Raw genomic sequence first — 26,418 nt, 5'->3', positions numbered from 1 at the left:
GGGTATTTGCCTGCCAACCGAAAAGAGCGCGCCCCGTTGCGCGCTTTTGATTGTTTGAATAAGCACGGTAAAAGCCGTGCAAAACTGCGGACCAGTAAAATGAAAATCAAGAATTCGCTTAAAGCGCTTAAGGCCCGTCACCGCGATAACCGCCTGGTTCGCCGCAAGGGCCGCGTCTACATCATCAACAAGCAGAACCCGCGCTTCAAGGCTCGTCAGGGCTGATTGATCGCGACTGCGGTTCGCGATCAATGTCGCGGATCACTTTGTTGACAGAGCAAAACTTTGCATTTGATATTGGGCGCAGGCGGGTTAATCTTTAACCCATGCGCCCAAATCGTTTTTGCATGGCTATTATCGTCGCCCAGGGTCTCCTGTTATCAGGACTGACCTCCATCGCTCATGCCGCGGATGGACAAACGCCTGCGGCCACGGAAGTCGCGCCTTCACCGGCCGGAACCATCGACACGCTTTTTGCATCGTTGAAAAAAGAGCGAAATGCGGTCAAGGCGCGCAGCATTGCCAACCAGATTGCGTCCGAATGGAACGATTCCGGCAGCGCGACGATCAATCTCCTGATGCAATGGGCAGGCGAAGCCTCCGACGAAAAGCGCAACGCCGCGGCTTACGATTTTCTCGATCAGATCATTCTGCTCGATCCGGGTTATGTACAGGCGCCCTATCGCCGCGCCATGGTGCATTTTGCCGATGGCGACACCCGCAAGGCGATGGCGGATATCAACCTGACGCTGGAAAAGGAGCCGCGCTATTTTCCAGCGCTGGCGAGCCTTGCCAATATCCTCGAAGCCTCCGGCCGCGAGGAGCTGGCGCTGAAGGCGTGGGAGCGTTATCTGGCACTTTATCCAGCTGACAAGGACGCCCGCAAACAGGCAATCGATCTTTCCGAGAAGCTTGCCGGCACACGCGGCTGAGTTCCAAGGGGCCAAACAAAAATCGCCGCAAAAGCGGCGATTTTTTATTGAGTGACCGTCAGCCGATCATTCCATGCCAAGTGCCGCCATATAGGTCTGCAGGATGGTTTCTTCCTCGATGCGTTCGTTGGCATCCTTCTTGCGCAGGCGGATGATGGTGCGGATCGCCTTAGTATCGTAACCACGACCCTTCGCCTCGCCCATGACATCCTTGATGTCGCCCTGAATGGCAGCCTTTTCTTCCTCGAGACGCTCGACGCGTTCGATGAACTGGCGCAGTTCGGCGGCGGCGACGGTTTCGGTGGTGCTCGTTTCGTCCATCATATCATCCTTCGTAGTGGCGGCTCTTTCGCGTGAGCCCTGTTCATTGTATCCGGGCTAAAACTTTCGCCGGTCGCCGCCAGCCGGGCGGCAAAAATTCAGGCCTGTGAACTGCCCATTGCCGGGCTTCACGTCAAGTCGTTTCCGTCGATCGGGGGTTATTCCTTCGGTCTGTTCTGCTCAAAGGCGGCTTTCTGGGCGTCGCTCGCCTCCGCCTGATATTTTTCCTTCCAGTCATCGTAGGGCATGCCATAGACGATTTCACGGGATTGATCCTTGCTGAGCGGAACGCCAGCCGCCTCAGCCGCTTCCCGATACCAGTTGGAAAGGCAATTGCGGCAGAAGCCCGCAAGATTCATCAGATCGATATTCTGCACATCGTGGCGCTCACGAAGATGCTGCACCAGACGGCGGAAGGCAGCCGCCTCGAACTCGATCTGCTGTGTGTCGTTCTCTTTCGTCATGGGGCAACTCCAGGCTCAATAGGGGCCGGTGCGGGAGGCGAACAGCTGATATTCATGCAAAACCGGATCGTCGTTCATTGCGGCGAAAATGGGAGCAAGACGGTTAGACCAAGCCGCAATCCCCTCCTCATCCGCGATCAGATCCTGCCGAACCTCCAGAAGCGCATGCGGTATGCCCTTCATCATGCAGTGACGATACATGGTATCGCCCTTCAACGCCCCGTCATAGGGCTCGTTGTCGCCGACGAGAATGTCGCCGGTCGCACGCAGATGCGCCAGGAGCGGGTCAACCACGCGGTTATCCGTGTCCCACAGAACCGCCGCATGCCAGGGGCGCGGCGTTTCCTTCCAGAAGGGCGTGTAGGAATGCAGCGACAGAACAAGCGGCGCTTCACCCGAGGCTTCGGCAACGCCGGTCAGCACGCGGTCAACGGCATTGTGATACGGGCGGTGAAAAATCTCGATGCGTCTTTGCCATTCCTCATCCGAAATCGGGTGATTGCCGGGAATGATTGCCCCGTCGGAAATTTTCATGATGAGAGTGGGATCATCCTCGCCGCGATTCGGGTCGATCAGCAGCCGCGAAAACCGTCCGAGCACCGCCGGCACACCAAGACGGGCCGCGAGCGACCGCGTCAGCCCTTCTATGCCGATATCAAATGCGATATGGCGATGAAAAGCGGTTTGCGGAAGGCCAAGTTTGCCGTAGTGTGCCGGCAGAAGGTTCATCGCATGGTCCGCCAGAAGAACCATGCCTTTGTCATATTCGCCTTCTATGATTTCATAAGGTATGAAGTCGTTCATCGATGATTTTCTGGGGCAGGATTGAGGAGAAAAGCTTGATGGCATGGCTTGAGGCCGGGCGCAAGTTTCGGCGGAAGAACAGCCATCTACCTTACAGCACTCACGATCCCACGAACAATATAATCGATTAAACTCGCGTTGACTTTCTTTGGCAGCCACGCCAAGAAGTGTGTTCATTATAACCATGGAATCCGGATGGAAGCCGTGACTCAGTCATCTCTCGCTCGTCCTCGCCACATCAGGCACCTTGCCCGTCTTTTTTCCGCAGCGGCATTGTTTATGACCCCGTTTGTGTTCGTGGAAACCGCACATGCGGATTTTCGCGTCTGCAACAGCACGCAAAATCTCGTGGGGGTCGCAATCGGCTATCGGGCACAGGAGGGCTGGGTCAGTGAAGGCTGGTGGCAGGTCCCCTCCTCGACCTGCGCGACGCTGATCGAGGGTGAGTTGCAATCGCGTTATTATTATCTTTATGCCGAAGATGCCGCCCATGGCGGCCGCTGGACCGGTGACGTCAACATGTGCGTGGCGGAAAACGAGTTCAAGATCGGCGGCGTAGATGATTGTTATGCCCGCAGCTTCCAGAGAATGGGTTTCAAGGAATATGACACGGGCAGACAGGGCAGCTGGATGGTCCAGCTTTCCGATACGCCAGGCACACAGGGAAATCAAAACTGATGAAGCGTAACCGCAAAGTCAAAATTCTTGCAACTCTCGGCCCCGCCTCTTCGGAAGAGGCGATGATCGAGAAGCTGCATCTCGCCGGCGCCGATCTCTTCCGGATCAACATGAGCCATGCGAGCCATGACGTGATGCGGACGCTCATTCAGCGTATCCGCTCGGTCGAAAGCCGTAACGGCCGTCCCATCGGTATTCTTGCCGACCTGCAGGGTCCCAAGCTGCGCGTCGGAAAATTCGCCGAAGGCAAGGTCGATCTCGTGGCAGGCCAGACCTTCACGCTTGATAATAACGACACGCCCGGCGACAACACCCGCGTTTTCTTGCCGCACCCTGAAATTCTCGAAGCGGTCAAGCCAGGCCACCGCCTGCTGATCGATGATGGCAAGCTGCATCTGCGCGCTGAAAAATGCGACGGCAAGAGCATCGTCACGACCGTTGTTTCCGGCACCAAGATTTCAGACCGCAAAGGCATCAGCCTTCCCGACACCCTGCTCGGCGTTGGCGTCCTCACCGATAAGGACCGCGTCGATCTCGATGCCGTTCTCGCCACCAACGAGGTGGACTGGGTTGCACTTTCCTTCGTCCAGCGTCCTGAAGACCTTGCCGAAGTACGCAAGATCGCGCGCGGCCGCGTTGGCCTGATGTCGAAGATCGAAAAGCCGCAGGCCGTCGAGCGCATCGAGGAAATCATCGAGCTTTCCGACGCCTTGATGGTCGCACGCGGCGATCTTGGTGTCGAAATGCCGCTCGAGGCCGTTCCGGGCATCCAGAAGCAGCTGACGCGCGCCTGCCGCCGCGCCGGCAAGCCGGTCGTCGTCGCCACGCAGATGCTGGAATCGATGATCACCGCGCCCGTTCCGACCCGCGCGGAAGTATCCGACGTCGCCACCGCCGTCTTCGAAGGCGCTGATGCCATCATGCTTTCGGCTGAATCCGCCTCCGGCGACTATCCGGTCGAAGCCGTGTCCACCATGGCTTCCATCGCCAGCACCGTGGAACAGGATCCGCATTATTCCAACATCATCTATGCGCAGCGCGCCCAGCCGGAGCCGACAGGCGCCGACGCCATTTCGCTCGCCGCCCGCCAGATCGCCGAAACGCTGAAACTGTCGGCGATCGTTACCTATACCTCGTCCGGCACGACGGGTCTGCGTGCAGCACGCGAACGGCCGCAGGTGCCCATCATTGCCCTTTCGCCGATCATCCAGACCGCACGCCGCCTGTCGGTCGTCTGGGGCCTGCACTGCGTCGTCACCGGTGATGCGAGCGACCTCGACGACATGGTGAACCGCGCTTGTCGCATTGTTGTTTCCGAAGGTTTCGGCAAGCCGGGCGACCGCATCATCATCTCTGCCGGCGTGCCGCTCGGCACCCCCGGCGCCACCAATATGGTGCGCATCGCCTATATCGGCTCGGACGGCCAGAGCGGCGTCTGATAAAGGAATATCCAGGAATTAAAAAACCCGCCGGCAACGGCGGGTTTTTTGTTAGCCTTTCGGCCATATCAGAAAAAGCAGGCTTCAGTGCATCTTCACCGGTGTGCTGAAGCGGCTGGACTCGATTGCCGCCGCACCCGGCTTGAAGCTTGCCGACGTGGCCGAAGCCGACATGTCGTGGCTGAGCATGCGGTTGGCGATAACGCGCGGCGCCTTTACCGAGCGTCCGGTCGTGCCCTTGTTCTGGTTGAGCGCCCAGTCAGAGATCGAATCCTGCGTCAGGCGACCACCGCCGACCATCGCCTGGTGGGAAACGGCGGCATCCTGCTTGCTCGGGCGAGAGCCCTTGGTCGGCAAGCCGGCAGTGAGGCCGCCATTGATGGCAGGCTTCAGATCGAAGGCATCGCCGAAACCTTCCTGCGGCTCCGCCTTGGCGGTTTCAGCCGGTGCAACGGTGACCTTGTGGTTGACGGCAGCCGGGAAGGGCGCGGCGGTCGGCATGGCAGCGGACTGGACCTGCGAACGCGCGGCCTGACCGCTCTGTTCAAGCGCTGCAACCACCGTCGGAGAAAGCGTATCCTGCCGCGCCTCGGCGAGATCGTCTTCGCCTTCCGGATCGGCATTGGCGGCAGCAAGAAGGGCTTCAGCCACGGCCGGGCGATTGGCGGGAACCGGAACAGAGGCAAGCTCACCGGTTGCGGCAGGGGTCGCACCATCGGCAGACGCCGTCAGGATCGATCCTTCCGCATCACCTCTCATGCCACGGGGCCCAAGAAGTGTGGGCACGGGCACGGAGACTTCAGCCAGATCGGCAAATTGCTGGCGTTCGGCCGGAGCGGAAGCCGGCGTTGGCGTCGTCGCGGCCTGCAGGGCATCCTGCGCGGCATTGCGGGCCGGGGAGTAAAGTGCAGTGGCAAGACCGGTATTGGCCGGCGGCTGGTTGCCAAAGGCGGGACGAGCCGTCGGCAGCGGTGCATCGTTCACGCCCGGAAGAGCTTGGGCAGAAGCAACCGCAATCGTCGGTTCTGGCTCAGGTGCTGCCTGCTGCGGCGTTGCCGGGCGAGCGACGGCCGGGCGTTCCGCCGGCGCCGGCGCTGCGATGCTATCGGGATCTTCATCCTCATCACCACCACCGCCAAACAGCGCCTGCAACAGCGTCTTGCGCTTGCCACCACCACCAGAGGAAGCGGGGCCGGCACCGGCGCTGGATGCAACCTGAACGGAGGAGGAGTTGACGCGCTTCTTGTAATCCGCCAGCGCCTGCTCATAACCGGGAAGCGGCTTGCCGTCGGATGGAACGTGCAGCGTGTTGCCTTTCGGGAAGATACGTACGAGTTCCTGGCGGCTCATGCGCGGCCAGGCGCGAACGCCGCCGACATCCATGTGCACGAAGGGGGAGCCTGAGCTCGGATAAAAGCCGACGCCGCCGATCTGCATCTGCATGCCTATTTCACGCAGGGTCGAAAGCTTCACGCCGGGAATGTAAAAATCCATGGCCTTGCCGAGCATATGCTGGCTTTTTTCTGCGACACCCTTGGTGCGCGAGCGCAAAAGACCGTTGGTCTCCGGCGAACGGAAGGCCGAGACGACATTGATATAATCGGTCGCGCCGCTCCGGCGATAAACTTCCCAGACGAGATCGAAAAGGCGCGGATCCATACGCGTCGGCTGGTTGCGACGCCAGTCGCGCAGGAAGCGGTTCAGCTCCTGCAGGCCCTTCTGATCATATTTTCCATTGCGCTTGAAGGTGATGACCGCCTTCTCGCGTGTGTGGATATAATACAGTTTGAGGCTGCGCGTTTCGGCGGCGGCTTCCGTCGCCGAAACACCTACGAAAGGCATGGCGGCGAGCATCAGGCAGGCAAAGGTGACAGCGCGCGCCGACAGCTTCGTGCATATATCCTTGATCAAGCCGCGCGCTATCTTTGTCGAAAGCGCGTTATTGCGATGCAGATATGGCAATTCGATCCCCGCCTGGAAGACAATTTATGTCACATTGCCTCAAATGAACGTCAAATACGGTGACACGATGGCAAAATTGCCACACACATGCAACCTTCCTCTATATAGTGAATCAGCCACTAACAAGAGGTTTATAGACGGTAAGCGGATATCCTTGCTCAGAAGTTAACAAATTTCACGATCTGCCGGGCAATGCGCCATTTGCGGCGTCATGCGGCATCTCGAAGGGGATCGTCGGGATCGATGCCGTAATCCTTCAGTTTTCGATAAAGCGTCGAGCGGCCGATGCCGAGTTTTCTGGCGACCTGGCTCATCTGTCCGCGATAGAAACGCAGCGCGAAGCGGATAAGCTCCTCTTCGATCTCGGCCAGCTTTCGAATATTGCCCGCCTCGTCCATGCTCGAGATCAGGTTTCCGCCCCGATATATGGTGGTGGAAACATCCGTTGCTTCTTCCACAACAGCGTGGCTTTCGGCAAGCGGAGGCGGCGGCGAATAGGCGGCCAGCTTCAGCGATGACCCGGATGGGGACCGGATGGCGTCACCCGCATCGTCCATCGCCGCGAATTCCGGCAGCTGCAACGCGATCTGCGGAAAATCGGTATCCGCCAGTTCCTCGCCCTGCGACAGGACAACGGCGCGGAAGACCGCGTTTTCAAGCTGGCGAATATTACCGGGCCAATCATAGGCCGTCAGAAGCGCCAGCGCGCTGGCATCAAGGCCGACGGGATTGGGCAATTTCTGTTCGGCGGAAAAACGCTCGGCAAAAACCCGCGCCAGATGCGGGATATCTTCCTTTCGGCGACGCAGCGCCGGAATGGTGATCGGGAAAACGTTGAGGCGATAATAAAGGTCTTCGCGGAAACGGCCTTCCTTCACCTCTTCGATCAGGTTCTTGTTGGTGGCGGAGATCAGCCGGACATTGACCTTCTGCACCCGCGCCGAGCCGACGGTTTCGATTTCGCCCTGCTGAACCGCGCGCAGCAGCTTCACCTGCACGTCCAGCGGCAGATCGCCGATTTCATCGAGGAACAGCGTGCCGCCATCCGCTTCCATGAATTTGCCGATGTGTTTTTCCGTAGCACCCGTAAAAGCGCCCTTCTCGTGGCCGAAGAGAATGCTCTCCACCAGATTATGCGGGATGGCGCCACAATTGACGGTGATGAACGGCTTGTTCGCCCTGTCGCCTGCCGACTGGATGGCACGGGCGACCATTTCCTTGCCGACACCGGATTCGCCTTCCAGCACCACGGGAATACTGGACTGGGCGGCGCGCTGCGCCAGTTCTATCACCCTCAGCATTGCCGGGCTGGCGGAAACGATATCGGTAAAATTCACTGCATTGCTCCGTCCACGCCTGCCCGTGCGGGCCTTTGCCTCTCTCCTGTCCAGCTTGAGGGCATTGGAAATGGCCGCGCCGATCCTTTCCGGCGAGACTGGCTTGACGACGAAATCAAAAGCGCCGGCACGCATGGCCTGCACGACGGTATCGATGCCGCCCTGCCCGGTCTGAACGATGACGGGAACATCGGTGCCGAGTTCGCCAACGGCTTTCAGAAAGGAAAGACCGTCCATTTCCGGCATCATGAGGTCGAGGACGATGACATTGATCTCACCGCTATATTGCTTGAGCAGCTCCAGCCCCGCCCTGCCGTTTTCGGCAAGCAAGGCCATATGCCCATAACGTTCCACCGCATTTTTGAGCAGGCGGCGCTGGACGGGATCATCGTCTATCACGAGAACATGCGCGGTCATTTTTGGCTCCGGTTTCCGGTTTATGGACCTGCGTCATGCGGTCCCTTGTGCCGCACTCTGGCACGGGAGACTTGAACATCCAGTTTTGAGATTTGCTTGCATTTTATCCATTGCTGCGGGAAACAAAGGCCCCATATGCTTCGCAAGCATAATCAGAAGGACGTGTTCGATGACCCTCAATCGCCTCACCCCGCAACCCGCATTCTCCCTTGCCGAAACCTCCGGTCCCGTACTCGGAGACCTGCCCGGCTGGAAGCTCTCGGATCTTTACCCGTCGGGCGATTCACCGGAATATAAGGGCGACATCGAAAAGGCGGCGGCCATGGCGACCGCTTTCGAGGATAAGTGGAAGGGCAAGCTTGAGGCGGCTGCAAAGGCCACGGGCGAAAAAGGCATCGGTACTGCGCTGAAGGAATATGAGGCGCTGGACGATCTTATCGGTCGCATCGGCTCCTTTGCCGGTCTGACTTATTTTTCCGATACATCGAACCCGGCAAACGGCAAGCTTTATGGAGATGCCCAGGCGAAGCTGACGGATATTTCCGCACATCTTCTGTTTTTCACGCTTGAACTCAACCGCATCGACGACGCGACGATGGACGCCTGCATGGTGAACGACGCCGCTGCAGGACACTACCGGCCGTGGCTGGTGGATTTGCGCAAGGACAAGCCACATCAGCTGGACGACCAGCTGGAGCAGCTGTTCCTCGAAAAATCGATGACCAGTGCTGCTGCCTTCAACCGCCTGTTCGACGAAACGATGGCCGATCTGCGTTTCGACATCGACGGCGCGAGCCTTCCGCTGGAAGTGACGCTCAACATGTTGCAGGAGCCGGAGCCAGAGACCCGAAAAAAAGCAGCGGAAGCGCTGAGCGCCACCTTCAAGGATAATCTGCGGGTCTTCACCCTCATCACCAACACGCTTGCCAAGGACAAGGATATTTCCGACCGCTGGCGCAAGTTCGAGGACATTGCCGATAGCCGCCATCTGGCCAACCGTGTCGAGCGCGAAGTGGTCGATGCATTGGCCGCCGCCGTGAAGAAAGCCTATCCGCGTCTTTCGCACCGTTATTACGCCATGAAGGCCAGGTGGCTCGGCATGGAGCAGATGAATTACTGGGACCGCAACGCGCCGCTTCCCGATACATCGAACACGATTATTCCGTGGGATGAGGCCAAGGACACCGTGCTTTCGGCCTACGGCAATTTCGCGCCTGAGATGGCCGATATCGCCCGCCGTTTCTTTGACGAGGAATGGATCGACGCCCCCGCCCGTCCCGGCAAGGCGCCGGGCGCATTCGCGCATCCGACCGTGCCTTCGGCCCATCCCTACGTGCTCGTCAACTATCTCGGCAAACCGCGTGACGTGATGACGCTTGCCCATGAGCTTGGTCACGGCGTGCATCAGGTGCTGGCCGGCCAGCAGGGCGCCTTGATGTGCGCAACGCCGCTGACGCTTGCCGAAACCGCCTCCGTCTTCGGTGAAATGCTGACCTTCCGCAAATTGCTCGACGACACGAAGGACGCTAGGGAGCGCAAGGCCATGCTCGCTCGCAAGGTCGAGGACATGATCAACACCGTCGTGCGCCAGATTGCCTTTTATGAATTCGAGCGCAAGCTACACACTGCCCGCAAGCAAGGGGAGCTGACTTCCGAACAGATCGGCGAATTGTGGCTCTCCGTGCAGGCCGAAAGCCTGGGCCCGGCAATCCGCATTTCCGAAGGCTACGAGACATGGTGGACATACATCCCCCATTTCATCCATTCGCCCTTCTACGTGTATGCCTACGCTTTCGGCGATTGCCTGGTGAACTCGCTTTACGCGGTTTACCAGAAGGCGGAGACGGGCTTTCAGGACAAATATTTCGAACTCCTGAAAGCGGGCGGGACCAAACACCATTCCGAGCTTCTGAAGCCCTTCGGCCTCGATGCCACCGATCCCTCCTTCTGGGACAAGGGACTTTCGATGATCGAAGGACTGATCGACGAACTGGAAGCGCTGGACAATAAACAGGCTTAACCCCGCCAGTTGGCAAGGCTATCCTATTTCGGACAAGCTTTGCCGGTTGATAGTGCCGGCGCAGAAACCGACCATGATGACAGGCGACGAGCACAGGCAATGAAACGCAAACCTGCCGATCTGACCTTGAGGGAAACCCTGCGCTGGGAGCCGCAAACCGGCTTTCAGCGCATCGACCAGCATATGCGCCGGCTGCTGCGGTCGGCCGATGCGCTCGGTTTTCGCGCCCCGGCCAATGCAATTCAGGCGCTGGAAAAGACGGTGGGCGGCGAAAAACCGCTCTGCGTCAGGCTGGTTATGAACTACAAGGGCGAACTCGATATCGAGACGGCCGATTTTAACCCCGTACAAACAAATGCGGTCTGGCGCGTTCGTATCGCGACAAAAACCACGCTTGATTCCACGGATACCTTCTATCGCCACAAATCATCGCGTCGCGAGCCCTATGATGCCGCCCGCGCCGAGTTTTCAGCCGAAGAGGCGGATGAAGTTCTCCTGCTCAATGAACGCGGCGAATTGTGCGAGGGATCATCGACCAGCATTTTCGTCGAAATACCGGGCGGGCAGTTGCTGACGCCGCCGCTCGACAGCGGCATCCTGCCGGGCGTGCTGCGTGCCGACCTGATCCGCGAACGCAAGGCGCGCGGACAGGCGCTGAAACCGCAGGATATTACCGGCCGGAAGTTCTTCGTCGGTAATTCGCTGCAAGGGCTGATTGCGGCGGAACTGGTTTAAACAGTCACCGCCAGAAGCCGGTCGCGGCCTTTTTCCTTGGCCGCATAAAGAGCCTGATCGGCGCGCATAAAAACATCATCGGCGCTTTCCGCCATCCGATACGTCGTCATGCCGGCCGAGCAGCTGTAAGAGAAATCGGGAAATTCGGCCAGAGGTCTTGAAAGACGCACCTTTTGCAGCAGTCGCTCGACGATCTCGCGGCCTTCGGCGACCGAACTGCGCGGCAGGACAAGCATGAATTCCTCACCGCCGATCCGGCCGAAACAATCCACCCGCCGGATGACGGAATGGGCGATGCCGACAAAATCGCGCAACACTGCATCACCACATTTATGGCCGAAACGATCATTGATCTGCTTGAAAAAATCGATATCGAGCGTGCAGAGGCAAAAGGGTGTTTCAAGCCCCTTGCCAACCCGTTCCACCTGCAGTGCCAGCTTGGCGAAAACGAAACGGCGGTTCGCCGTTCCCGTCAACTCATCCGTCTGCGAGGCGCGCACGGCCAGATCCCGGTCCTGCCGCAGCGCCCGATAACCCTGACGCAATTCGGTCACGTCACTGGCAATGCACAGCATCCAGCCATCCTGCTGCACCGTTTCCGTCATCCAGAACCAGCGGCCGTCATACATATCCATCTCGAAGGCGCGATAAGGCAGCTTGCCGCGCCGGGACTGCGCCGACAGGAGCCAGCCTTCGAAATCCCTGTGTCGAACGACGACACCGGTTTGCAGGCGGTGGTTCAGCCGCATGATATCCGCCCAGGTCGGAAATTCTTCCGGGGTAATTTGAAAGCTTTCCCGAAACGACGGGTTGGCATGCCGCAGCCGGTCTTCGGAATCGTAGAGCGCAATCAGAACGGGGGTGGCACTTTGAAGCGCTGCGACACGCTCGATGAAACTGTTCAACAGGCAATTCTCCTGTGATGGCAAAAACTCCCTGTCGTCATCGGCCAAAGCCCCCAGCAGCTGGTCTCAAGACGAAAAGAAGAACTTGATTATAAACGCAGTCTCTAAAATGCGAAGGGGCAGAATGCGCGTGCATGGCTGCTTTCACCCCGACCGTCATATGTCCGTCATCCACCTGCCCTTTATTGTGGCACGCTTTTATGATCTAGCTTACTTATTGGCTGAAAAAGGAAAATTGACGAATGACGGACGCAAACCATCCGATTTACGGCGATATTGACGGCCCCATCATCATGATCGGCTTCGGCTCCATCGGGCGCGGTACTCTTCCGTTGATCGAACGTCATTTCAATTTCGACAAGACCCGGCTCGTCGTCATCGATCCGCGCGAAGATATCGCCGCGTTTCTGGCCGAGAGGAATATTCACCACATCCGCACGCATCTGACCAAGGAGAATTACAAGGAAGTTCTGAAGCCGCTGCTCAAGGGCGTTCAGGGCCAGGGCTTCTGCGTCAATCTTTCGGTCGATGCCGCCTCCGTCGATCTGATGCGGCTCTGCCGCAAACACGGCATGCTTTACATCGACACCGTGGTTGAGCCATGGCCCGGCTTTTATTTCGACGCCGATGCCGACAATGCCTCCAGAACCAATTATTCGCTGCGCGAGACCATGCTGAAGGAAAAGGCGCGCAAGCCGGGCGGCACGACGGCCGTTTCCACCTGCGGGGCGAACCCCGGCATGGTGTCATGGTTCGTGAAGCAGGCGCTGGTCAATCTCGCCAAGGATACCGGCCTTGATATCGAAGAGCCACAACCGCATGATCGGGAAGCCTGGGCAAAGCTGATGAAGCAGCTCGGCGTCAAGGGCGTGCATGTGGCCGAGCGCGATACGCAGCGGGCAAAGGACCCAAAACCTTTCGGCGCTTTCTGGAACACCTGGTCTGTGGAGGGTTTTATCGCCGAGGGTTTTCAGCCCGCCGAACTCGGCTGGGGCACCCATGAAAACTGGATGCCGAAAAACGCGAAAAAACAGAAGAAAGGCAGCAAGGCGGCGATCTATCTCGATCAGCCCGGCGCCAATACGCGGGTGCGGACATGGTGTCCGGGACAGGGACCGCAATATGGCTTTCTGGTCACCCATAATGAGGCGATCTCGATTTCCGATTACTTCACCGTCCGCAATGATGATGGCGACGTGACCTACCGGCCGACCTGTCATTATGCCTATCACCCCTGCAACGACGCCATTCTTTCCCTGCACGAACTCTTCGGCAATGGCGGCATTCCACAGCCGGTGCAACATGTGCTGGGCGAAGATGAGCTGGTGGATGGCGCCGACGAGCTGGGCGTTCTGCTTTATGGCCACGACAAAAATGCCTATTGGTACGGCTCGCGGCTGAGCCTGCAGGAGGCGCGTTCGCTCGCCCCCAACCAGAATGCGACCGGACTGCAGGTCAGTTCAGCGGTGCTGGCCGGAATGGTCTGGGCCATCGAAAATCCGCAGGTCGGCATCGTTGAGGCGGATGAAATGGATTATCGCCGATGCCTGGAGGTGCAGCGCCCCTATCTGGGCCCGGTCGAAGGGCACTACACGGACTGGACGCCGCTCGACGGCCGCCCCGGCCTGTTTCCCGACAATATCGACACGTCCGACCCCTGGCAGTTCCGCAACATTCTGGTGCGGTGAGGAAGCGGCGTCTCATATTTGTCACATGGATGCTTTCATGCGGCATATGAGGAACCAGCAAGAGCAAGCAACGTTGCCTTGAAATAAGGAACGCTTCACGGCATGGTCGAAACACAGAAAGTTTCATCGAATCGCAGGAGAACAGGCTCATGAACTTCAAGACAAGCGCTGCTTTGCTTTGTGCCGCCATCGCGGTGTCTTCATGCGTCGCGCCGGGTCCCTCGCAGCAGACCTCGATGGCGCCTTCGCTTTCCCGCGGCCCGGCCGTCGATGGCCGCTGGATCGATCGCAACGGCATCGTGTCGACCTTCCAGAATGGCGCCTTCTCCACCCGTTCGACAGACACCAACACGCTTCTGGCCTCCGGCACCTATGTGACGATTTCGCCGACGCTCTACGAAATCAACATGACATCGCTGGTGCGCAACACGCAGTCGCGCGTCAACTGCGCCCTCGTCTCGCCTTCACAATTGAATTGCACGACAGACAGCAACAGCCAGTTCTCGCTGACGCGCCAAGGCTGATATAGCTGCCTTTTCAACGAGATGGCTTTCTTAAACGCACGCTTCCGGCGTGCGTTTTTCTTTGTTGCGTACCTGTCATAATTTCGCTTGCGGCAATGGCCGCTAAATGGAAACATCCGGCTTTGAAAGCCTGACATACTTTCAGATTAAAGAATGATCGGAGCACGGGCGGATAATGATCGGCAAGCCCGTATTATGTTTCAGACAGGAGAGAGGGACGATGAAAAGAATTTTGGGACTGGGCATGCTGAGCGTTTCCGCAATAACGCTTTCAGCCGGGGTCGCTCTGGCCGACTACAAACTTAACATTCTTCACATCAACGACCTGCACTCACGCATCGAAGCGATCAACAAATTCGACTCGACCTGCTCTGCTGCCGAAACGGAAAAGAACGAATGCTTCGGCGGCATCGCCCGCGTGAAGAGCGCGATCGACGCACGCCGGGGTGAACTGGGCAGCGACGCCAATCTTCTGGTTCTCGACGCCGGCGACCAGTTCCAGGGCTCGCTGTTCTATACGCGGTACAAGAGCGGACCGGTCGCGGAATTCATGAACGGCATCGGTTTCGACGCGATGGCAATCGGCAACCATGAATTCGATGACGGCCCGGAAGAGCTGTTGAAATTCATCAATGCGCTGAAGTTCCCGATCATTTCCGGAAACACCAAGGCAGCAACCGATTCCATCCTTGCCGACAAATACAAGGGTTATGTTATCAAGGATCTGGGCGGCCAGAAGGTTGCCGTGGTTTCCGTGCTTGCGACCGACACCAATGAGACGTCGTCCCCTGGCGACAAGATCAGCTTCGAAGACGAGGTCACCTATCTGAAGGGCGCCGTAAAGGAAATTCAGGATCAGGGCGTCAACAAGATCGTGCTGCTTTCGCATGTCGGGTATGTCAAGGATCAGGAAATCGCCCGCGCTGTGGACGGCATCGACGTCATCGTCGGCGGCCATAGCCACACCCTGCTTTCCAGCACTGACCCGAAGGCTGCCGGTGCTTATCCCACTCTCGTCAAGAACCCCTCCGGGATCGATGTCCCGATCGTCACTGCCTATGCCTATTCGAAATATCTCGGTGACCTGACGGTGACCTTCGATGACAATGGCGTGGTTAAATCCGCCGAAGGCGCACCGAAGCTTCTCGACGCTTCCGTCACGCCCGACGAGGGCTTCACCAAGCGCGTGACGGAACTTGCTGGTCCGCTCGAGGAGATGAAGAAGAAGGAAATCGGTTCTTCTGAAGCCCCAATCGACGGTTCACGGGAAGTTTGCCGCGCCAAGGAATGCACGATGGGCAACCTCGTTTCCGACGCGTTGCTGGACCGCGTCAAGGACCAGGGCATCACCATCGCCATCCAGAATGGCGGCGGTCTGCGTGCCTCCATCGATGCCGGCACAGTAACGATGGGCGAAGTCCTGACGGTTCTGCCGTTCCAGAACTCCATCGCCACATTCCAGTTGAAAGGCTCCGACGTTGTGGCCGCCCTTGAAAATGGCGCCGGCCAGATCGAGGAAGGGGCCGGGCGCTTCGCCCAGGTCGCCGGCCTCAAATATTCGTTCGACCGTTCCAAGCCCGCCGGCAGTCGCGTCGTTTCCGTCGAGGTGAAGGAAGGCAACGGCTTCGTGCCGCTCGACCCGGACAAGACCTACGGCGTCGTCTCCAACAACTACATGCGCTCGGGCGGCGACGGTTATAAGGTTTTCGCGACCAAAGCCGTTAATCCCTATGACTTCGGCCCGAGCCTTGAAGATGCGGTTGCGGCCTATATCAGCGCCAACAGCCCCTATAAGCCACAAACCGACGGACGCATCACCGATGTAACGCCGGCGGATTACGTTGCGCCTGTAAAACAGCCGGCACCGGCAGCTCCCGCACCCACTGCAACAGCACCTGCTGCCACGGCACCCGCCACCACGGCAACTCCGGCGCCTGCTGCACCCGCTGCCCCGACGCCTGCGGCCGCAGCCGCAGCAGCCAGCAAATATGTTGTCGAAAAGGGCGATTCTCTCTGGAAGATCGCAGCGGAAAAATATGGCGACGGCGCGCTTTGGACCAGAATTGCCAAGGCGAACACTCTGCAACGGCCGAACCATATCGAGATCGGCGAGGAACTCGAACTTCCGGCTCAATAAGCCGGAAGCCGCAAGACAGGGCAATTTGCCGCAGACTGGAAGCCGGCCCTCAGCCAAGGGGTCGGCTTCTTATTTTTCCATAAAAAACAGCATGTTGCGCGCTGCGAATTATCAAAAAGCAGCGTGACCGCTCATTGAATGAGCAAATCACACCCGTTGGTGGTTCAATCCTGAAAAAATTCGTCTAGAACACGTGAACAAATCGACGGCACGGGCGTATAGCTCGGGCATTTCCGGCAAAAGCCATCACGGTTCGCATCCGGTATGCATAGACAGAAGATTGAGCCTTTCCGCCCCCATTTCAGACGGAAAAGCTCTCACGCAAACAGTCCGAGTTTCAGGGTGTCATTCATGGCGACAGAACTATCCGCACTCCCCGTAGACCATCCCCGCATAACGTTCGGCAAGGTTGGCGTCCTGCTTGTCAATCTCGGCACGCCTGACGGTACGGACTACTGGCCGATGCGCCGTTATCTGGCGGAATTTCTGAGCGACAAGCGCGTCATCGAGTGGTCGCGCCTCTATTGGTATCCGATCCTTTACGGCATTGTTCTCAACAAGCGCCCGCAGAAAGTTGGCAAGGCCTATGAGGAAATCTGGAACCACGAGCGTAACGAAAGTTACCTGCGCACCTTCACCCGCAGCCAGGGCGAACTGATGGCACAGGCGTTGAAGGATCTGCCCAACGTCGTCGTCGACTGGGCGATGCGCTACGGCCAGCCTTCCATTGCCTCGAAAATCGATGCGTTGAAGGAGCAGGGTTGCGAAAAAATCCTGCTTTTCCCGCTTTACCCGCAATATGCCGCATCGACCACGGCAACGGTGAACGACAAGGCATTCGAACATCTGATGAAGCTGCGCTGGCAGCCCGCCATTCGCACCGTGCCGCCCTATCACGACGATCCGGCCTATATCGAGGCGCTCGCAACCTCCGTCAAAAACCATCTGGCGACGCTGGACTGGGAGCCGGAGATGCTGATCACCTCCTTCCACGGCATTCCGCAATCCTATTTCAAAAAGGGCGATCCCTATTATTGTCATTGCCAGAAAACCGCCCGCCTGCTGCGGGAGGCTCTTGGCCGGACCGACAAGAATTTCATGATCACCTTCCAGTCGCGTTTCGGGCCGGAAGAGTGGTTGCAGCCCTATACCGACAAGACCGTGGAAAAGCTGGCATCCGAGGGCATCAAGCGCATCGCCGTCATGAACCCCGGCTTCGTATCGGATTGTCTTGAGACGCTGGAGGAAATTGCCGGTGAAGCCGGAGAAATCTTCCTGCACAATGGCGGCGAGAAATTCACCCATATTCCTTGTCTTAACGACAGCGCCGAGGGCATGAACGTTCTCGAAAAGGTTGTAAGACAGGAGTTGCAAGGCTGGGTGTAATCTTGCCATAACGCTACTGGGGTAAAACCCAGATGGTTCTGATCCTTGGAGGGAAAGTGATGATTGCATTGGGCGGTTTCGACATCGTCGTCATAGCGGCGGTTGTTCTGGTTATTCTGGTGCTGTTTGCCGGCATCAAGACCGTGCCGCAGGGGCATCGTTACACGGTTGAACGGTTCGGGCGTTACACCCGCACGCTCGAGCCCGGCCTGAACCTCATCGTGCCATTCTTCGAAAGCATCGGTTCGAAAATGAATGTCATGGAGCAGGTGCTTCATATTCCAACGCAGGAAGTCATCACCCGCGACAATGCCAGCGTCTCGGCCGACGCCGTCACCTTCTATCAGGTGCTCAATGCCGCACAGGCTGCCTACCAGATTTCAAATCTGCAGATGGCGATCGAAAACCTTACCATGACCAACATCCGCTCGGTGATGGGATCGATGGACCTCGACGAGTTGCTGTCGAACCGCGATGCTATCAATGACCGCCTGCTGCGCGTTGTCGATGAGGCAGTGGGACCATGGGGCATCAAGGTCACCCGTATCGAAATCAAGGACATCGCGCCGCCGAAGGATCTCGTGGATTCCATGGCTCGGCAGATGAAGGCCGAGCGCGAAAAACGCGCGCAGGTGCTGGAAGCCGAAGGTGCCCGCAACGCCCAGATTCTGCGCGCCGAAGGCGCAAAACAATCCGCCATTCTGGAAGCCGAAGGCCAGCGCGAGGCAGCATTCCGGGACGCCGAAGCCCGTGAGCGTCTGGCGGAAGCCGAAGCCAATGCCACACGAATGGTGTCGGAAGCCATCGCCGCCGGCAATGTTCACGCCATCAACTATTTCGTTGCCCAGAAATACACCGAGGCGCTGGCTGAAATCGGCACGGCCAAGAATTCCAAGATCGTACTGATGCCGATGGAAGCCTCGGCGCTGATTGGTTCACTCGGCGGCATCGGCACCATTGCGAGAGAGGTTTTTGGTGATAAGGGCGATGCGCCATCCGCCCCGGCCCCAGCCCCGACCCGCTCCGTGCCGCCAACCCGGCCTTCCCCCTTCGGTTCCTCATCGGAGAGATAACGATGCTGCAACGGCTTGCCACTGAGCTGGGACCATGGAGCTGGTGGATCGTCGGCTTTGTGCTGCTGGCCGCCGAGCTCATTGCTCCGGGCGTTTTCCTGATCTGGATCGGCCTTGCCGCGCTGGTCATCGGCGCGGTGTCGCTGCTTTTATGGGATGCGGCATATTGGGCCTGGCAATTGCAGCTGGTGTTGTTTGCCGCGCTCTCCGTCGTCTTTGCCCTGCTCGGCCGGAAATATTTCGGCAGGAACCGGGCCGCCACCGATGAACCGTTCCTCAATCAGCGCGAGGCAAGCCTTGTTGGCCGCACCGCGACGCTGCAGGAGCCAATTGTCGAAGGACGTGGCCGGATAAGGCTGGACGACACGTGGTGGCCGGTAAATGGCGAAGACCTTCCGGCCGGAACCCGCGTGAGGATTGCGTCAGCACGCGGCCGCACGCTGACGATCGAGCCCATAGACCGATAGAAAGCCCTGTGGCCTTAGGCCACGCCGATTCTCAACAGATCGTGGAAATGCACAAGGCCGATCGGCCTGTTGTCATCATCCACCACGATCAGCGCGCCGATGTGGAATTTTTCCAGTGTCGCCAGCGCGCTGGTCGCCAGCACCGATTTTTTGACCGTCTTCGGAGTACGGGTCATGATATCGTCCACCGTCAATTCGGCGAGGTTACGCGACAGGTTGCGGGCCAGATCACCCTCGGTGACGATGCCGCACAGACGGCCATCCTCATCCAGAATGCCGACACAGCCGAAATGTTTACGGGAGAGAACGCCGACCGCTTCCGGCATGGCTGTTCCCCTGGTCACCAGCGGCAAACGGTCGCCGGTATGCATGATATCGCTGACCAGTGTCAGGCTGGCGCCCAGTTTGCCGCCGGGATGAAACACCCGGAAATCACCGGCAGTGAAATTGCGGGCCTCCAGAAGTGCCACGGCAAGGGCATCACCCAGCGCCAGCTGCATCAAGGTGGAAGTGGTGGGTGCCAGACCAAGCGGACAGGCTTCCTGTTCATTGGGGACCAGCAGCACGATATCGGAGGCCTTCGCCAGCGATGAAGTCTCGGAACAGGTGAGTGCGATCAGCGGAATGGAGAAGCGGCGCGAATAGTTGATGATGCTGCGCAGTTCCGCACTTTCACCACCTTTGGAGATCGCCAGAACCACATCGTCGCCACCGATCATGCCCAGATCGCCATGATTGGCCTCGGCCGCATGTACAAAAAACGCCGGTGTGCCGGTGGAGGCGAAAGTGGCGGCGAGCTTTGCGCCGATATGGCCGCTTTTACCGACCCCGGTGATGATGAGACGGCCATTCGACTGGCCGATTGTCTCAATCGCCTTGCAGAAAGGCTCGGAAAGACCGTTGGTGAGAGCGGCCTCAAGGGCGGCAAGACCAGCCCGCTCCATCGAAATCGTCCGCACGGCGGATGAGATGGCATTGTCTTCGACCAGTTTGACGGCGCGCGTAATCATGGCCGACTGTTACTCTTTCACCCGGAATAAGTCCACTCTTCAGCCGGCCAGTGCTGCTTTTTAGTGCCGCAGGTCCGGCGGAGAGATTTCCTCGATCGTTCCCAGCCGCTTGAAAGGAATGTTTTCTTCATCGACCAGATATCGCCCGACTGTCCTTACCCATGACACCGAACCATCGTCCCGGCGCACGGCATATTCCTGATTGTAAAAGCTTGCCGCCTTCAGGGTGATCAAGGCGGTCTCGATCACACGATTTCGATGATCCAGATGCACTTTTTCAAGCATTTGAAAAATGCTGATACCCTGCATCGCCTGTCTTAACGGAATTCCGAAGAGTTCCGCACAGACCTCATCCAGATAGAATCGGTCGTTGGTAATATCCCAGCAATAAAAACCGACCTGCTTGATGTTCGAAACGGAATTCATGAAACGACGCTGTCACATAAAATAAAAATCAAAGAATTTAACAAGCAATAGAAAGCCCATTACCCTTAAATCATAGGGCGATTCCGTGCCAAATTGAAACGTTTAAATCTTATCATATTAGAAATATTTTGCACTGCGGTACGGTTTTCCATTCCTCTGGCTGGCAGAATTCTGATTGCAAACCGTGAGCGCGAGCCTCACCGATTTTCACGCGGTAGCCAAAACGCTGAAATTCCGGCGATCTTTATCAACTGTTAACCATAAAAAACCTATTGTTAAAGCGATGTTAAAACTTGCGTCGCCTGTCGGGTCCCTGGTTTGTCCACGTCATTTCATCGGCCTCTCATTCATTTGGCCCGGGGAAGTGTTTTGGCGAATTGTCGATCCGGCATCGGCCAAATTCGCCGGGTGAAGAGGAATGAATGTGAAGGGCGCCGCCACACGTCTGCAGACGTCGCGGAAAGCAGCAACCCTGTTGCTTGCCTGCACGCTTCTTTGCTCCACCACGACAAGTCTTTTCGCCCAAACCACCGTTACAGCCACCCCCTTATTGCCCGGCACCGCTCCCGCCGGCGACGGAACAACTTCGGCCACCCCGGCAACGGGCGTTGGAGCAGCGGCGGATGCAGAACAGGCTGCACCTGCGGCCGCTGCGCCTGCGCCACAGCAGCTCTGGCGCCCCTCGAACAATCCCGGCGACCCGATTTACGAACAGCAGGACGATGCGGGCCAGCCCTATGCCGAGGCTGAAAACCCCTATGAACCGACGGTGGATGGCGGTGAAAATCCGCGGATAGCGACTGAGCCTGGCCAGACCCCCGGCATCCGGCTCGGCACATTCCTGCTGCGTCCCGCAATCAGCCAGACCATCAACACGGAAAAACAGACAAATACCGGCGGTCCCTCCAGACGCAACTATCTGACAACAGGCATCCGCGGCACGCTTACCAGCGACTGGTCCCGCCACGCGCTGACCGTGACGGGCGACGGCGCCTGGGAGAGAAACTTCGGTGGCGACAAGGATGGCGAAGAGCCCCGGGCGCGGATAGAGGCCGATCTGCGCCTCGATCTCGGCGAAGAGACGAAGGCCAATCTCAAAGCCGGTTACGAGTTCAGCCGCGAAGACACGACGGACCCCAATGCTTTGACCGGCGCTGCCGTGCAGGGCGGTGAGCATCGTTTCACGACTGGCGCATCGATAGAGCGGGACTTCGGCAAGCTGCGTGGGCTTGCGGCGCTCGATCTCTCCCGCACGGTCTATACGGATGCGAAAGGCCTTGATGGCCGGCCGATCAGCCTCAGCGACCGCGACCAGAACGGTGCGAACCTGCGCGGGCGCATTGGTTACGAATTATCGCCGGCGCTGATCCCGTTCCTGGAACTGAATGCGGGAAAGACCAAATATGACAGTCGGCTGGATAATTCCGGCTACGCCCGCTCCTCCAATTCCTATGGTGCGAAGATCGGAACCGAGGTCGATCTCGGCGAAAAGACCCGTGGCGAGGCCGCCATCGGTTATCTGCGCAAACAATATGATGACGACCGTCTTGCCTCCATCGGCGCCTTGACGCTGGATGGCGAACTCAACTGGTCGCCGCAGCGCGGAACGAATGTCAATCTCGGCCTGCGCACGACGATTGAGGATTTTGCCGGCGGTCCGCAGGGCGGCTGGATTTCCTATCGGCTGGATGCCGGGCTTACCCACGAATTACGCAACAATCTGGTCGCACGTTTGACGGGACAGATCGTGCACCGCACATTCCCCTCCTCTGACATCGAGAATGCCGTGGAATATACGGCAGGTGCCGGCCTGACATGGGGGCTGAACCGCTATCTCGACCTGACCGCCGACGTCAGCTACCAGTGGACACCGGTTTATGACAGCGACGAATTCCGTGTCGGTGCAGGACTTGTCCTGAAGCGGTAATCACCAAACAAAAATCCCGGCGCGAAGGCCGGGATTTTGTCGTGTTCTGGTCGGTTACTTCAGTCCCTCGATCAGCGCCTTGATCGGCTCTTCGATCGCCGGACGAATATCACCACGTTCAAGAGCGAAGGCGACGTTGGCGAGGATGAAGCCGTCCTTGGCGCCGCAATCGAAAGTCTGGCCGCGGAAGTGATAGCCGGCAAACTCCTGCGACTGGGCAAGCGTCAGCATGCCGTCCGTCAGCTGGATTTCATTGCCTGCACCACGCTCCTGATTTTCGAGAATGTCGAAAATCTCCGGCTGCAGGATGTAACGACCGTTGATGTAGAAATTCGACGGCGCCGTACCCTTGGCAGGCTTTTCGACCATTTCTGTGATCTTGAAACCTTCGCCCACGGCATCGCCCACACCAACGATACCGTATTTGTGGGTCTGGTCGGGAGCGCATTCCTGCACCGCGATCACGTTGCCTGCAGTCTGGTCGTAAAGTTCGACCATGCCTTTCAGGCAGCTTTTCTGCGAATGCATGATCATGTCCGGCAACAGCACGGCGAAAGGCTCGTCGCCGACGATATCGCGGGCACACCAGACCGCATGGCCAAGACCGAGCGGCACCTGCTGGCGCGTGAAGCTTGCCGTGCCGGCTTTGGGCAAAAGACCGGCCAGCAATGTCAGCTCGGCATTCTTGTTGCGCTCACGCAGCATCTGTTCGAGTTCAAATTGAATATCAAAATAATCTTCGATCACCGCCTTGCCGCGGCCGGTGACAAATACAAAATGCTCGATGCCCGCTTCCGCCGCCTCATCGACGACATATTGAATGACCGGCTTGTCGACGACAGTGAGCATTTCTTTCGGAACCGCCTTGGTTGCGGGCAGGAAACGGGTACCGAGACCTGCGACCGGAAATACGGCCTTCCGAATTTTTTTCTGTTCTACCACATATCCCTCCTGAGAGATAAAACTTGATCACAATCCCCGCACGCTGTTGTTATTTCAAAAATAACAACGTTTTGTAAAGGGTGACGCTACCATCTATTAATGGTAAAGAATTTGTTGACGTTCTTTTGTTATCCATGCTGATGCCCGATGCGTTTTCGCAATCGAAATGACATTCGAGAGAACGAAAGACTGACGATGACAAAGATGATCCTTTCAGATGTCCGCAAATTCGGCTGCATGATGGTTGCAGGCCTGGTGATCTCCCTGACCCCTGTTTCGGCCCATGCCGACGCCGGATTCAGACAGTGGATCAACCAGTTCTACGCAACAGCGGCAAAAGAAGGCATCAGCAAGGCGACCTATCAGAAGGCCTTCGCCGGCGTTAGCGAACCGGACCCGGATGCGCTGCGCAAGGCAACCTTTCAGCCGGAATTCACCACCCAGGTCTGGGATTATCTCGATTCCCGCGTCAACCCCTATACGGTGCGGATTGGCCGCGAGATGAAGATGAAGCATGCCACGACCCTGAACTGGATCGAGCGCAACTTCAATGTCGACAAGCATATCATTCTCGCCATCTGGTCGATGGAATCCAATTACGGCGCGGTTCTCGAAAAGCCGGAGCGGCTGCACAACATCCCGCAGGCTCTTGCGACGCTTGCCTATTCCGATCCCAAGCGCGCCAAGTTCGCGCGCACGCAATTGATCGCCGCCCTCAAAATCCTTCAGGCGGGCGATGTCACACCGAAACAGCTGACCGGCTCCTGGGCGGGCGCGATGGGGCACACCCAGTTTATTCCGACCAGCTATCTGCTTTACGCGGTAGATGCCGACGGCAATGGCAAGCGTGACATCTGGCACTCGGTTCCCGATGCGCTGGCGACAGCCGCAAATCTTCTTTCCAAGAACGGCTGGGAACCCGGCCGGACCTGGGGTTATGAAACCGCCGTGCCGCGCGGCGGCGCGCGTTACGAAGGCCAGACGAAGACGATTTCGGAATGGGCAAAGCTCGGCTTTGCCCGCCCGAACGGCAAGAATTTTACCCGCGGCTCCGATCGCGCCATGCTGAAATTGCAGGGTGGAGCAAACGGTCCGGGCTTCCTGATGATGAAAAACTTCTTCACCATCAAGAAATACAACGCATCGGACAGCTATGCGCTGGCCGTCGGCCTGCTCGCGGATGAAATTGCCGGTTATGGCGGCATGCAGCAGAAATGGCCGCGCCCGGATGGCACGCTCGACATTCGCGAAAAATTCGAGCTCCAGACCCGCATGAAGGAACTCGGTTATTACGACGGCGAGATTGACGGTAATTTCGGCTCCGGTTCGAAAGCCGCCATTAGCGCCATTCAGTCGCGCATGGGCATGGAAAATGACGGCCAGCCGTCGCAGAGATTGCTGAGAGCCCTGCGCAATTGATAATATGCCGGCGATTTCGGCGGGGGTTCACCACCGCCGAAGCATCCGGAAAGGTCGATGTTATGAATTGGAAACCAACGGTGAATAGCAAAAAGACCGGATGGCGCATCTGCGCCATCATTCTTTCTGCTGCCCTTTGCGTGCCGCTCGTTCCATCCCAGTCCTTTGCCCAGGAACAGCGACGCACCCTGTTCGAAATGCTGTTCGGCAGACCGGTTGGCCGCGATGGCGGATCCGGACGTGAATACCAGCCCCGCAGCCGGCGGGATTTCCCCTCTGCCCCGCGCGAAAGATCGGTCACACGTCCGCAACCCGCCCGAAAGGCACCTTCGGTGGTTCAGATGCGAACCGCAAAGCCGGAGCCGGCCGCCAAGCTTGAAAATGCACGACGCGTTCTCGTTATCGGTGACTTCCTGGCCGGCGGCATGGGGGAAGAGCTCGTCAATGCCTTTGCCAGTTCGCCGGCAATTGCCGTCGATGTGCGGGCGAATGGTTCTTCCGGTCTCGTCCGCACGGATTATTACGACTGGTTTTCCAATCTGCCGCAATTCATAAGCGAGACCAATCCGGCCACCATCGTCATCATGATGGGCTCGAACGATCGCCAGCAAATGCAGATCGGCGATATCCGGGAGAAATTCGGTACCGATGTCTGGTTCAAGGAATATGAACGGCGGATCGATGAACTCCTGACCCTTGCCGGCCGGCCGAAAGTGCCACTGCTCTGGGTTGGCCTTCCCGCCTTCCAGTCCCCCTCGCTTACAGCCGATCTTGTCGGCTTCAACCGGCTCTATCGCAGCCATGTCGAAAAATATGGCGGTGAGTTCGTGGATGTATGGGACGGATTCGTCGATGAAGGCGGAAAATTCGTCATCACAGGTTACGACATGAACGGCCAGCAGGCCCGTCTGCGCGAGGCTGATGGCATCGGCATGACACAGGCCGGCAAGCGCAAGCTCGCCTTCTACGTCGAGAAATTCGTGCGCAGACACCTCGATAGCGCCGGCCCGGATCTCGTGAAGCTGGACGGCAGCAATCTTCCGGCGCTCACCTCGCTGCCGGCGCTTGGCATCGATGCGGGGCAGGTGCGCACGCAGCCGATCAGCCTCACCGATCCCAATCTCGATGGCGGCGACAAGCTGCTGGGCGATGCACCTTTGACAGCCGGCCCGACACGGGTCTCGGTGGTGGAATCGCCGCGTGAACGGCTGACCAAGCGTGGCGAAATGGCCGATGCGCCGGCGGGCCGCATCGACGACTATCGGGTCGTCCCGGAGAATGTGCAAGCCCGACAATAGGCGCTTCTCCACCGGCATCACAAACGCGGCCGGGCGTAATGTTTAGGCAATGCGAAAATGGCAAGGTGACGGAAGTTCTGCAGAGATGCGGCCTGTAGCCGCATTCT

24 protein-coding genes are annotated in these 26,418 nt (G+C 58.2%); 15 read left to right on the top strand and 9 right to left on the bottom strand.

Features of this window, described 5'->3' with window-relative positions; all coding sequences use genetic code 11:
* The first annotated feature begins 99 nt into the window (after nucleotides 1-99).
* Both ykgO and QSV77_RS14865 read left to right on the top strand, forming a co-directional pair.
* Nucleotides 100-225, top strand: a complete 126-nt coding sequence (ykgO, locus tag QSV77_RS14870) for a type B 50S ribosomal protein L36 (protein WP_003497670.1) — start codon at nucleotides 100-102, stop codon at nucleotides 223-225.
* A 101-nt stretch (nucleotides 226-326) separates the two neighbouring features.
* Nucleotides 327-932 carry a hypothetical protein gene (locus tag QSV77_RS14865; protein ID WP_302734069.1) on the top strand — a complete coding sequence of 202 codons (606 nt, stop codon included), beginning with the start codon at nucleotides 327-329 and terminating at the stop codon, nucleotides 930-932.
* A 66-nt stretch (nucleotides 933-998) separates the two neighbouring features.
* Here QSV77_RS14865 and QSV77_RS14860 read toward each other — a convergent pair whose 3' ends face one another.
* The 3 genes from QSV77_RS14860 to QSV77_RS14850 all read right to left on the bottom strand — a co-directional run bounded on the left by QSV77_RS14860 (nucleotide 999) and on the right by QSV77_RS14850 (nucleotide 2,521).
* The gene (locus QSV77_RS14860; protein ID WP_006314683.1) at nucleotides 999-1,256 is read right to left on the bottom strand and encodes a DUF2312 domain-containing protein; all 258 of its coding nucleotides are present in this window, start codon (nucleotides 1,254-1,256) and stop codon (nucleotides 999-1,001) included.
* Nucleotides 1,257-1,411: 155 nt separating this feature from the next.
* A complete protein-coding gene (locus QSV77_RS14855; protein ID WP_142841564.1) occupies nucleotides 1,412-1,717 on the bottom strand; it encodes a DUF1244 domain-containing protein in 306 nt (101 codons plus the stop codon).
* Nucleotides 1,718-1,732: 15 nt separating this feature from the next.
* Nucleotides 1,733-2,521, bottom strand: coding sequence for an N-formylglutamate amidohydrolase (locus QSV77_RS14850; RefSeq protein WP_142841565.1), 789 nt, complete (start codon nucleotides 2,519-2,521; stop codon nucleotides 1,733-1,735).
* Between the two features lie 279 nt (nucleotides 2,522-2,800).
* Here QSV77_RS14850 and QSV77_RS14845 point away from each other — a divergent pair, with 279 nt between their 5' ends.
* Nucleotides 2,801-3,199, top strand: a complete 399-nt coding sequence (locus tag QSV77_RS14845; RefSeq protein ID WP_225244082.1) for a DUF1036 domain-containing protein — start codon at nucleotides 2,801-2,803, stop codon at nucleotides 3,197-3,199.
* Nucleotides 3,199-4,638 (top strand): pyruvate kinase, encoded by a 1,440-nt coding sequence (pyk, locus tag QSV77_RS14840; protein WP_062653036.1) that lies wholly within the window; start codon nucleotides 3,199-3,201, stop codon nucleotides 4,636-4,638. The genes QSV77_RS14845 and pyk overlap by 1 nt, the downstream gene beginning before the upstream one ends.
* An 84-nt stretch (nucleotides 4,639-4,722) precedes the next feature.
* Here pyk and QSV77_RS14835 read toward each other — a convergent pair whose 3' ends face one another.
* Nucleotides 4,723-6,492: a DUF882 domain-containing protein gene (locus QSV77_RS14835; protein WP_142841767.1), complete on the bottom strand. Its 1,770-nt coding sequence runs from the start codon at nucleotides 6,490-6,492 to the stop codon at nucleotides 4,723-4,725.
* A 317-nt stretch (nucleotides 6,493-6,809) separates the two neighbouring features.
* Complete coding sequence (locus QSV77_RS14830) at nucleotides 6,810-8,354, bottom strand: sigma-54 dependent transcriptional regulator (RefSeq protein WP_271361836.1); 1,545 nt, start codon at nucleotides 8,352-8,354, stop codon at nucleotides 6,810-6,812.
* 169 nt (nucleotides 8,355-8,523) lie between these two features.
* Here QSV77_RS14830 and QSV77_RS14825 point away from each other — a divergent pair, with 169 nt between their 5' ends.
* Nucleotides 8,524-10,374: a M3 family oligoendopeptidase gene (locus QSV77_RS14825; RefSeq protein ID WP_302734063.1), complete on the top strand. Its 1,851-nt coding sequence runs from the start codon at nucleotides 8,524-8,526 to the stop codon at nucleotides 10,372-10,374.
* A 99-nt stretch (nucleotides 10,375-10,473) separates the two neighbouring features.
* Nucleotides 10,474-11,109 (top strand): aminotransferase class IV family protein, encoded by a 636-nt coding sequence (locus QSV77_RS14820; protein ID WP_302734062.1) that lies wholly within the window; start codon nucleotides 10,474-10,476, stop codon nucleotides 11,107-11,109.
* On the opposite strand, the gene QSV77_RS14815 is transcribed toward QSV77_RS14820, so the two are convergent.
* Nucleotides 11,106-12,014 (bottom strand): GGDEF domain-containing protein, encoded by a 909-nt coding sequence (locus QSV77_RS14815; RefSeq protein WP_302734061.1) that lies wholly within the window; start codon nucleotides 12,012-12,014, stop codon nucleotides 11,106-11,108. The two genes, QSV77_RS14820 and QSV77_RS14815, sit on opposite strands and share 4 nt — an antisense overlap.
* Before the next feature lie 242 nt (nucleotides 12,015-12,256).
* Between QSV77_RS14815 and QSV77_RS14810 the strand changes: the two genes are divergently transcribed.
* The 6 genes from QSV77_RS14810 to QSV77_RS14785 all read left to right on the top strand — a co-directional run bounded on the left by QSV77_RS14810 (nucleotide 12,257) and on the right by QSV77_RS14785 (nucleotide 19,289).
* A complete protein-coding gene (locus QSV77_RS14810; RefSeq protein WP_302734060.1) occupies nucleotides 12,257-13,702 on the top strand; it encodes a homospermidine synthase in 1,446 nt (481 codons plus the stop codon).
* A 149-nt stretch (nucleotides 13,703-13,851) separates the two neighbouring features.
* Entirely contained in the window at nucleotides 13,852-14,226 is a 375-nt protein-coding gene (gene omp10 / locus QSV77_RS14805; protein ID WP_046799940.1) for an outer membrane lipoprotein Omp10, read from the top strand.
* 220 nt (nucleotides 14,227-14,446) lie between these two features.
* Nucleotides 14,447-16,363 (top strand): 5'-nucleotidase C-terminal domain-containing protein, encoded by a 1,917-nt coding sequence (locus QSV77_RS14800; RefSeq protein WP_302734059.1) that lies wholly within the window; start codon nucleotides 14,447-14,449, stop codon nucleotides 16,361-16,363.
* A 351-nt stretch (nucleotides 16,364-16,714) separates the two neighbouring features.
* Entirely contained in the window at nucleotides 16,715-17,749 is a 1,035-nt protein-coding gene (gene hemH, locus QSV77_RS14795) for a ferrochelatase (protein ID WP_142841573.1), read from the top strand.
* 59 nt (nucleotides 17,750-17,808) lie between these two features.
* A complete protein-coding gene (locus QSV77_RS14790; protein ID WP_142841768.1) occupies nucleotides 17,809-18,822 on the top strand; it encodes an SPFH domain-containing protein in 1,014 nt (337 codons plus the stop codon).
* Between the two features lie 2 nt (nucleotides 18,823-18,824).
* On the top strand, nucleotides 18,825-19,289 hold the full coding sequence (locus QSV77_RS14785) for an NfeD family protein (RefSeq protein WP_142841574.1): 465 nt from the start codon (nucleotides 18,825-18,827) through the stop codon (nucleotides 19,287-19,289).
* Nucleotides 19,290-19,303: 14 nt separating this feature from the next.
* On the opposite strand, the gene QSV77_RS14780 is transcribed toward QSV77_RS14785, so the two are convergent.
* Both QSV77_RS14780 and QSV77_RS14775 read right to left on the bottom strand, forming a co-directional pair.
* A complete protein-coding gene (locus QSV77_RS14780; RefSeq protein WP_302734058.1) occupies nucleotides 19,304-20,299 on the bottom strand; it encodes an SIS domain-containing protein in 996 nt (331 codons plus the stop codon).
* A 60-nt stretch (nucleotides 20,300-20,359) separates the two neighbouring features.
* Entirely contained in the window at nucleotides 20,360-20,725 is a 366-nt protein-coding gene (locus tag QSV77_RS14775) for a PAS domain-containing protein (RefSeq protein WP_142841576.1), read from the bottom strand.
* A 418-nt stretch (nucleotides 20,726-21,143) separates the two neighbouring features.
* On the opposite strand from QSV77_RS14775, the gene uppP reads away from it, so the two are divergent.
* Nucleotides 21,144-22,652, top strand: a complete 1,509-nt coding sequence (gene uppP / locus QSV77_RS14770) for a polysaccharide biosynthesis protein UppP (protein WP_302734057.1) — start codon at nucleotides 21,144-21,146, stop codon at nucleotides 22,650-22,652.
* A 54-nt stretch (nucleotides 22,653-22,706) separates the two neighbouring features.
* Here the strand turns inward: uppP and galU are convergent, their stop codons facing one another.
* On the bottom strand, nucleotides 22,707-23,594 hold the full coding sequence (gene galU, locus QSV77_RS14765) for a UTP--glucose-1-phosphate uridylyltransferase GalU (protein WP_082185327.1): 888 nt from the start codon (nucleotides 23,592-23,594) through the stop codon (nucleotides 22,707-22,709).
* A 195-nt stretch (nucleotides 23,595-23,789) separates the two neighbouring features.
* Between galU and QSV77_RS14760 the strand changes: the two genes are divergently transcribed.
* Nucleotides 23,790-25,013 (top strand): lytic murein transglycosylase, encoded by a 1,224-nt coding sequence (locus tag QSV77_RS14760; RefSeq protein ID WP_271361850.1) that lies wholly within the window; start codon nucleotides 23,790-23,792, stop codon nucleotides 25,011-25,013.
* Nucleotides 25,014-25,075: 62 nt separating this feature from the next.
* Nucleotides 25,076-26,311: an SGNH family hydrolase gene (locus tag QSV77_RS14755; RefSeq protein WP_302734056.1), complete on the top strand. Its 1,236-nt coding sequence runs from the start codon at nucleotides 25,076-25,078 to the stop codon at nucleotides 26,309-26,311.
* Nucleotides 26,312-26,418: the final 107 nt, after the last annotated feature.

It is taken from the genome of Agrobacterium sp. V1 (assembly GCF_030518355.1).
Classification (GTDB): domain Bacteria; phylum Pseudomonadota; class Alphaproteobacteria; order Rhizobiales; family Rhizobiaceae; genus Agrobacterium; species Agrobacterium cucumeris.
Note: the sequence above shows the minus strand (reverse complement) of the source record. Positions and strands in the feature narration are given on the sequence as shown.

Coding starts and splice junctions, on each gene's coding strand:
- QSV77_RS14850 (WP_142841565.1), bottom strand. CDS start 2,521: ATGAACGACTTCATACCTTATGAAATCATAGAAGGCGAATATGACAAA.
- ykgO (WP_003497670.1), top strand. CDS start 100: ATGAAAATCAAGAATTCGCTTAAAGCGCTTAAGGCCCGTCACCGCGAT.
- QSV77_RS14830 (WP_271361836.1), bottom strand. CDS start 8,354: ATGACCGCGCATGTTCTCGTGATAGACGATGATCCCGTCCAGCGCCGC.
- hemH (WP_142841573.1), top strand. CDS start 16,715: ATGGCGACAGAACTATCCGCACTCCCCGTAGACCATCCCCGCATAACG.
- omp10 (WP_046799940.1), top strand. CDS start 13,852: ATGAACTTCAAGACAAGCGCTGCTTTGCTTTGTGCCGCCATCGCGGTG.
- QSV77_RS14760 (WP_271361850.1), top strand. CDS start 23,790: ATGACAAAGATGATCCTTTCAGATGTCCGCAAATTCGGCTGCATGATG.
- QSV77_RS14785 (WP_142841574.1), top strand. CDS start 18,825: ATGCTGCAACGGCTTGCCACTGAGCTGGGACCATGGAGCTGGTGGATC.
- QSV77_RS14755 (WP_302734056.1), top strand. CDS start 25,076: ATGAATTGGAAACCAACGGTGAATAGCAAAAAGACCGGATGGCGCATC.
- QSV77_RS14800 (WP_302734059.1), top strand. CDS start 14,447: ATGAAAAGAATTTTGGGACTGGGCATGCTGAGCGTTTCCGCAATAACG.
- uppP (WP_302734057.1), top strand. CDS start 21,144: ATGAATGTGAAGGGCGCCGCCACACGTCTGCAGACGTCGCGGAAAGCA.
- QSV77_RS14790 (WP_142841768.1), top strand. CDS start 17,809: ATGATTGCATTGGGCGGTTTCGACATCGTCGTCATAGCGGCGGTTGTT.
- QSV77_RS14845 (WP_225244082.1), top strand. CDS start 2,801: ATGACCCCGTTTGTGTTCGTGGAAACCGCACATGCGGATTTTCGCGTC.
- QSV77_RS14775 (WP_142841576.1), bottom strand. CDS start 20,725: ATGAATTCCGTTTCGAACATCAAGCAGGTCGGTTTTTATTGCTGGGAT.
- QSV77_RS14860 (WP_006314683.1), bottom strand. CDS start 1,256: ATGATGGACGAAACGAGCACCACCGAAACCGTCGCCGCCGCCGAACTG.
- QSV77_RS14855 (WP_142841564.1), bottom strand. CDS start 1,717: ATGACGAAAGAGAACGACACACAGCAGATCGAGTTCGAGGCGGCTGCC.
- QSV77_RS14865 (WP_302734069.1), top strand. CDS start 327: ATGCGCCCAAATCGTTTTTGCATGGCTATTATCGTCGCCCAGGGTCTC.
- QSV77_RS14780 (WP_302734058.1), bottom strand. CDS start 20,299: ATGATTACGCGCGCCGTCAAACTGGTCGAAGACAATGCCATCTCATCC.
- QSV77_RS14810 (WP_302734060.1), top strand. CDS start 12,257: ATGACGGACGCAAACCATCCGATTTACGGCGATATTGACGGCCCCATC.
- QSV77_RS14835 (WP_142841767.1), bottom strand. CDS start 6,492: ATGCTCGCCGCCATGCCTTTCGTAGGTGTTTCGGCGACGGAAGCCGCC.
- QSV77_RS14820 (WP_302734062.1), top strand. CDS start 10,474: ATGAAACGCAAACCTGCCGATCTGACCTTGAGGGAAACCCTGCGCTGG.
- pyk (WP_062653036.1), top strand. CDS start 3,199: ATGAAGCGTAACCGCAAAGTCAAAATTCTTGCAACTCTCGGCCCCGCC.
- QSV77_RS14825 (WP_302734063.1), top strand. CDS start 8,524: ATGACCCTCAATCGCCTCACCCCGCAACCCGCATTCTCCCTTGCCGAA.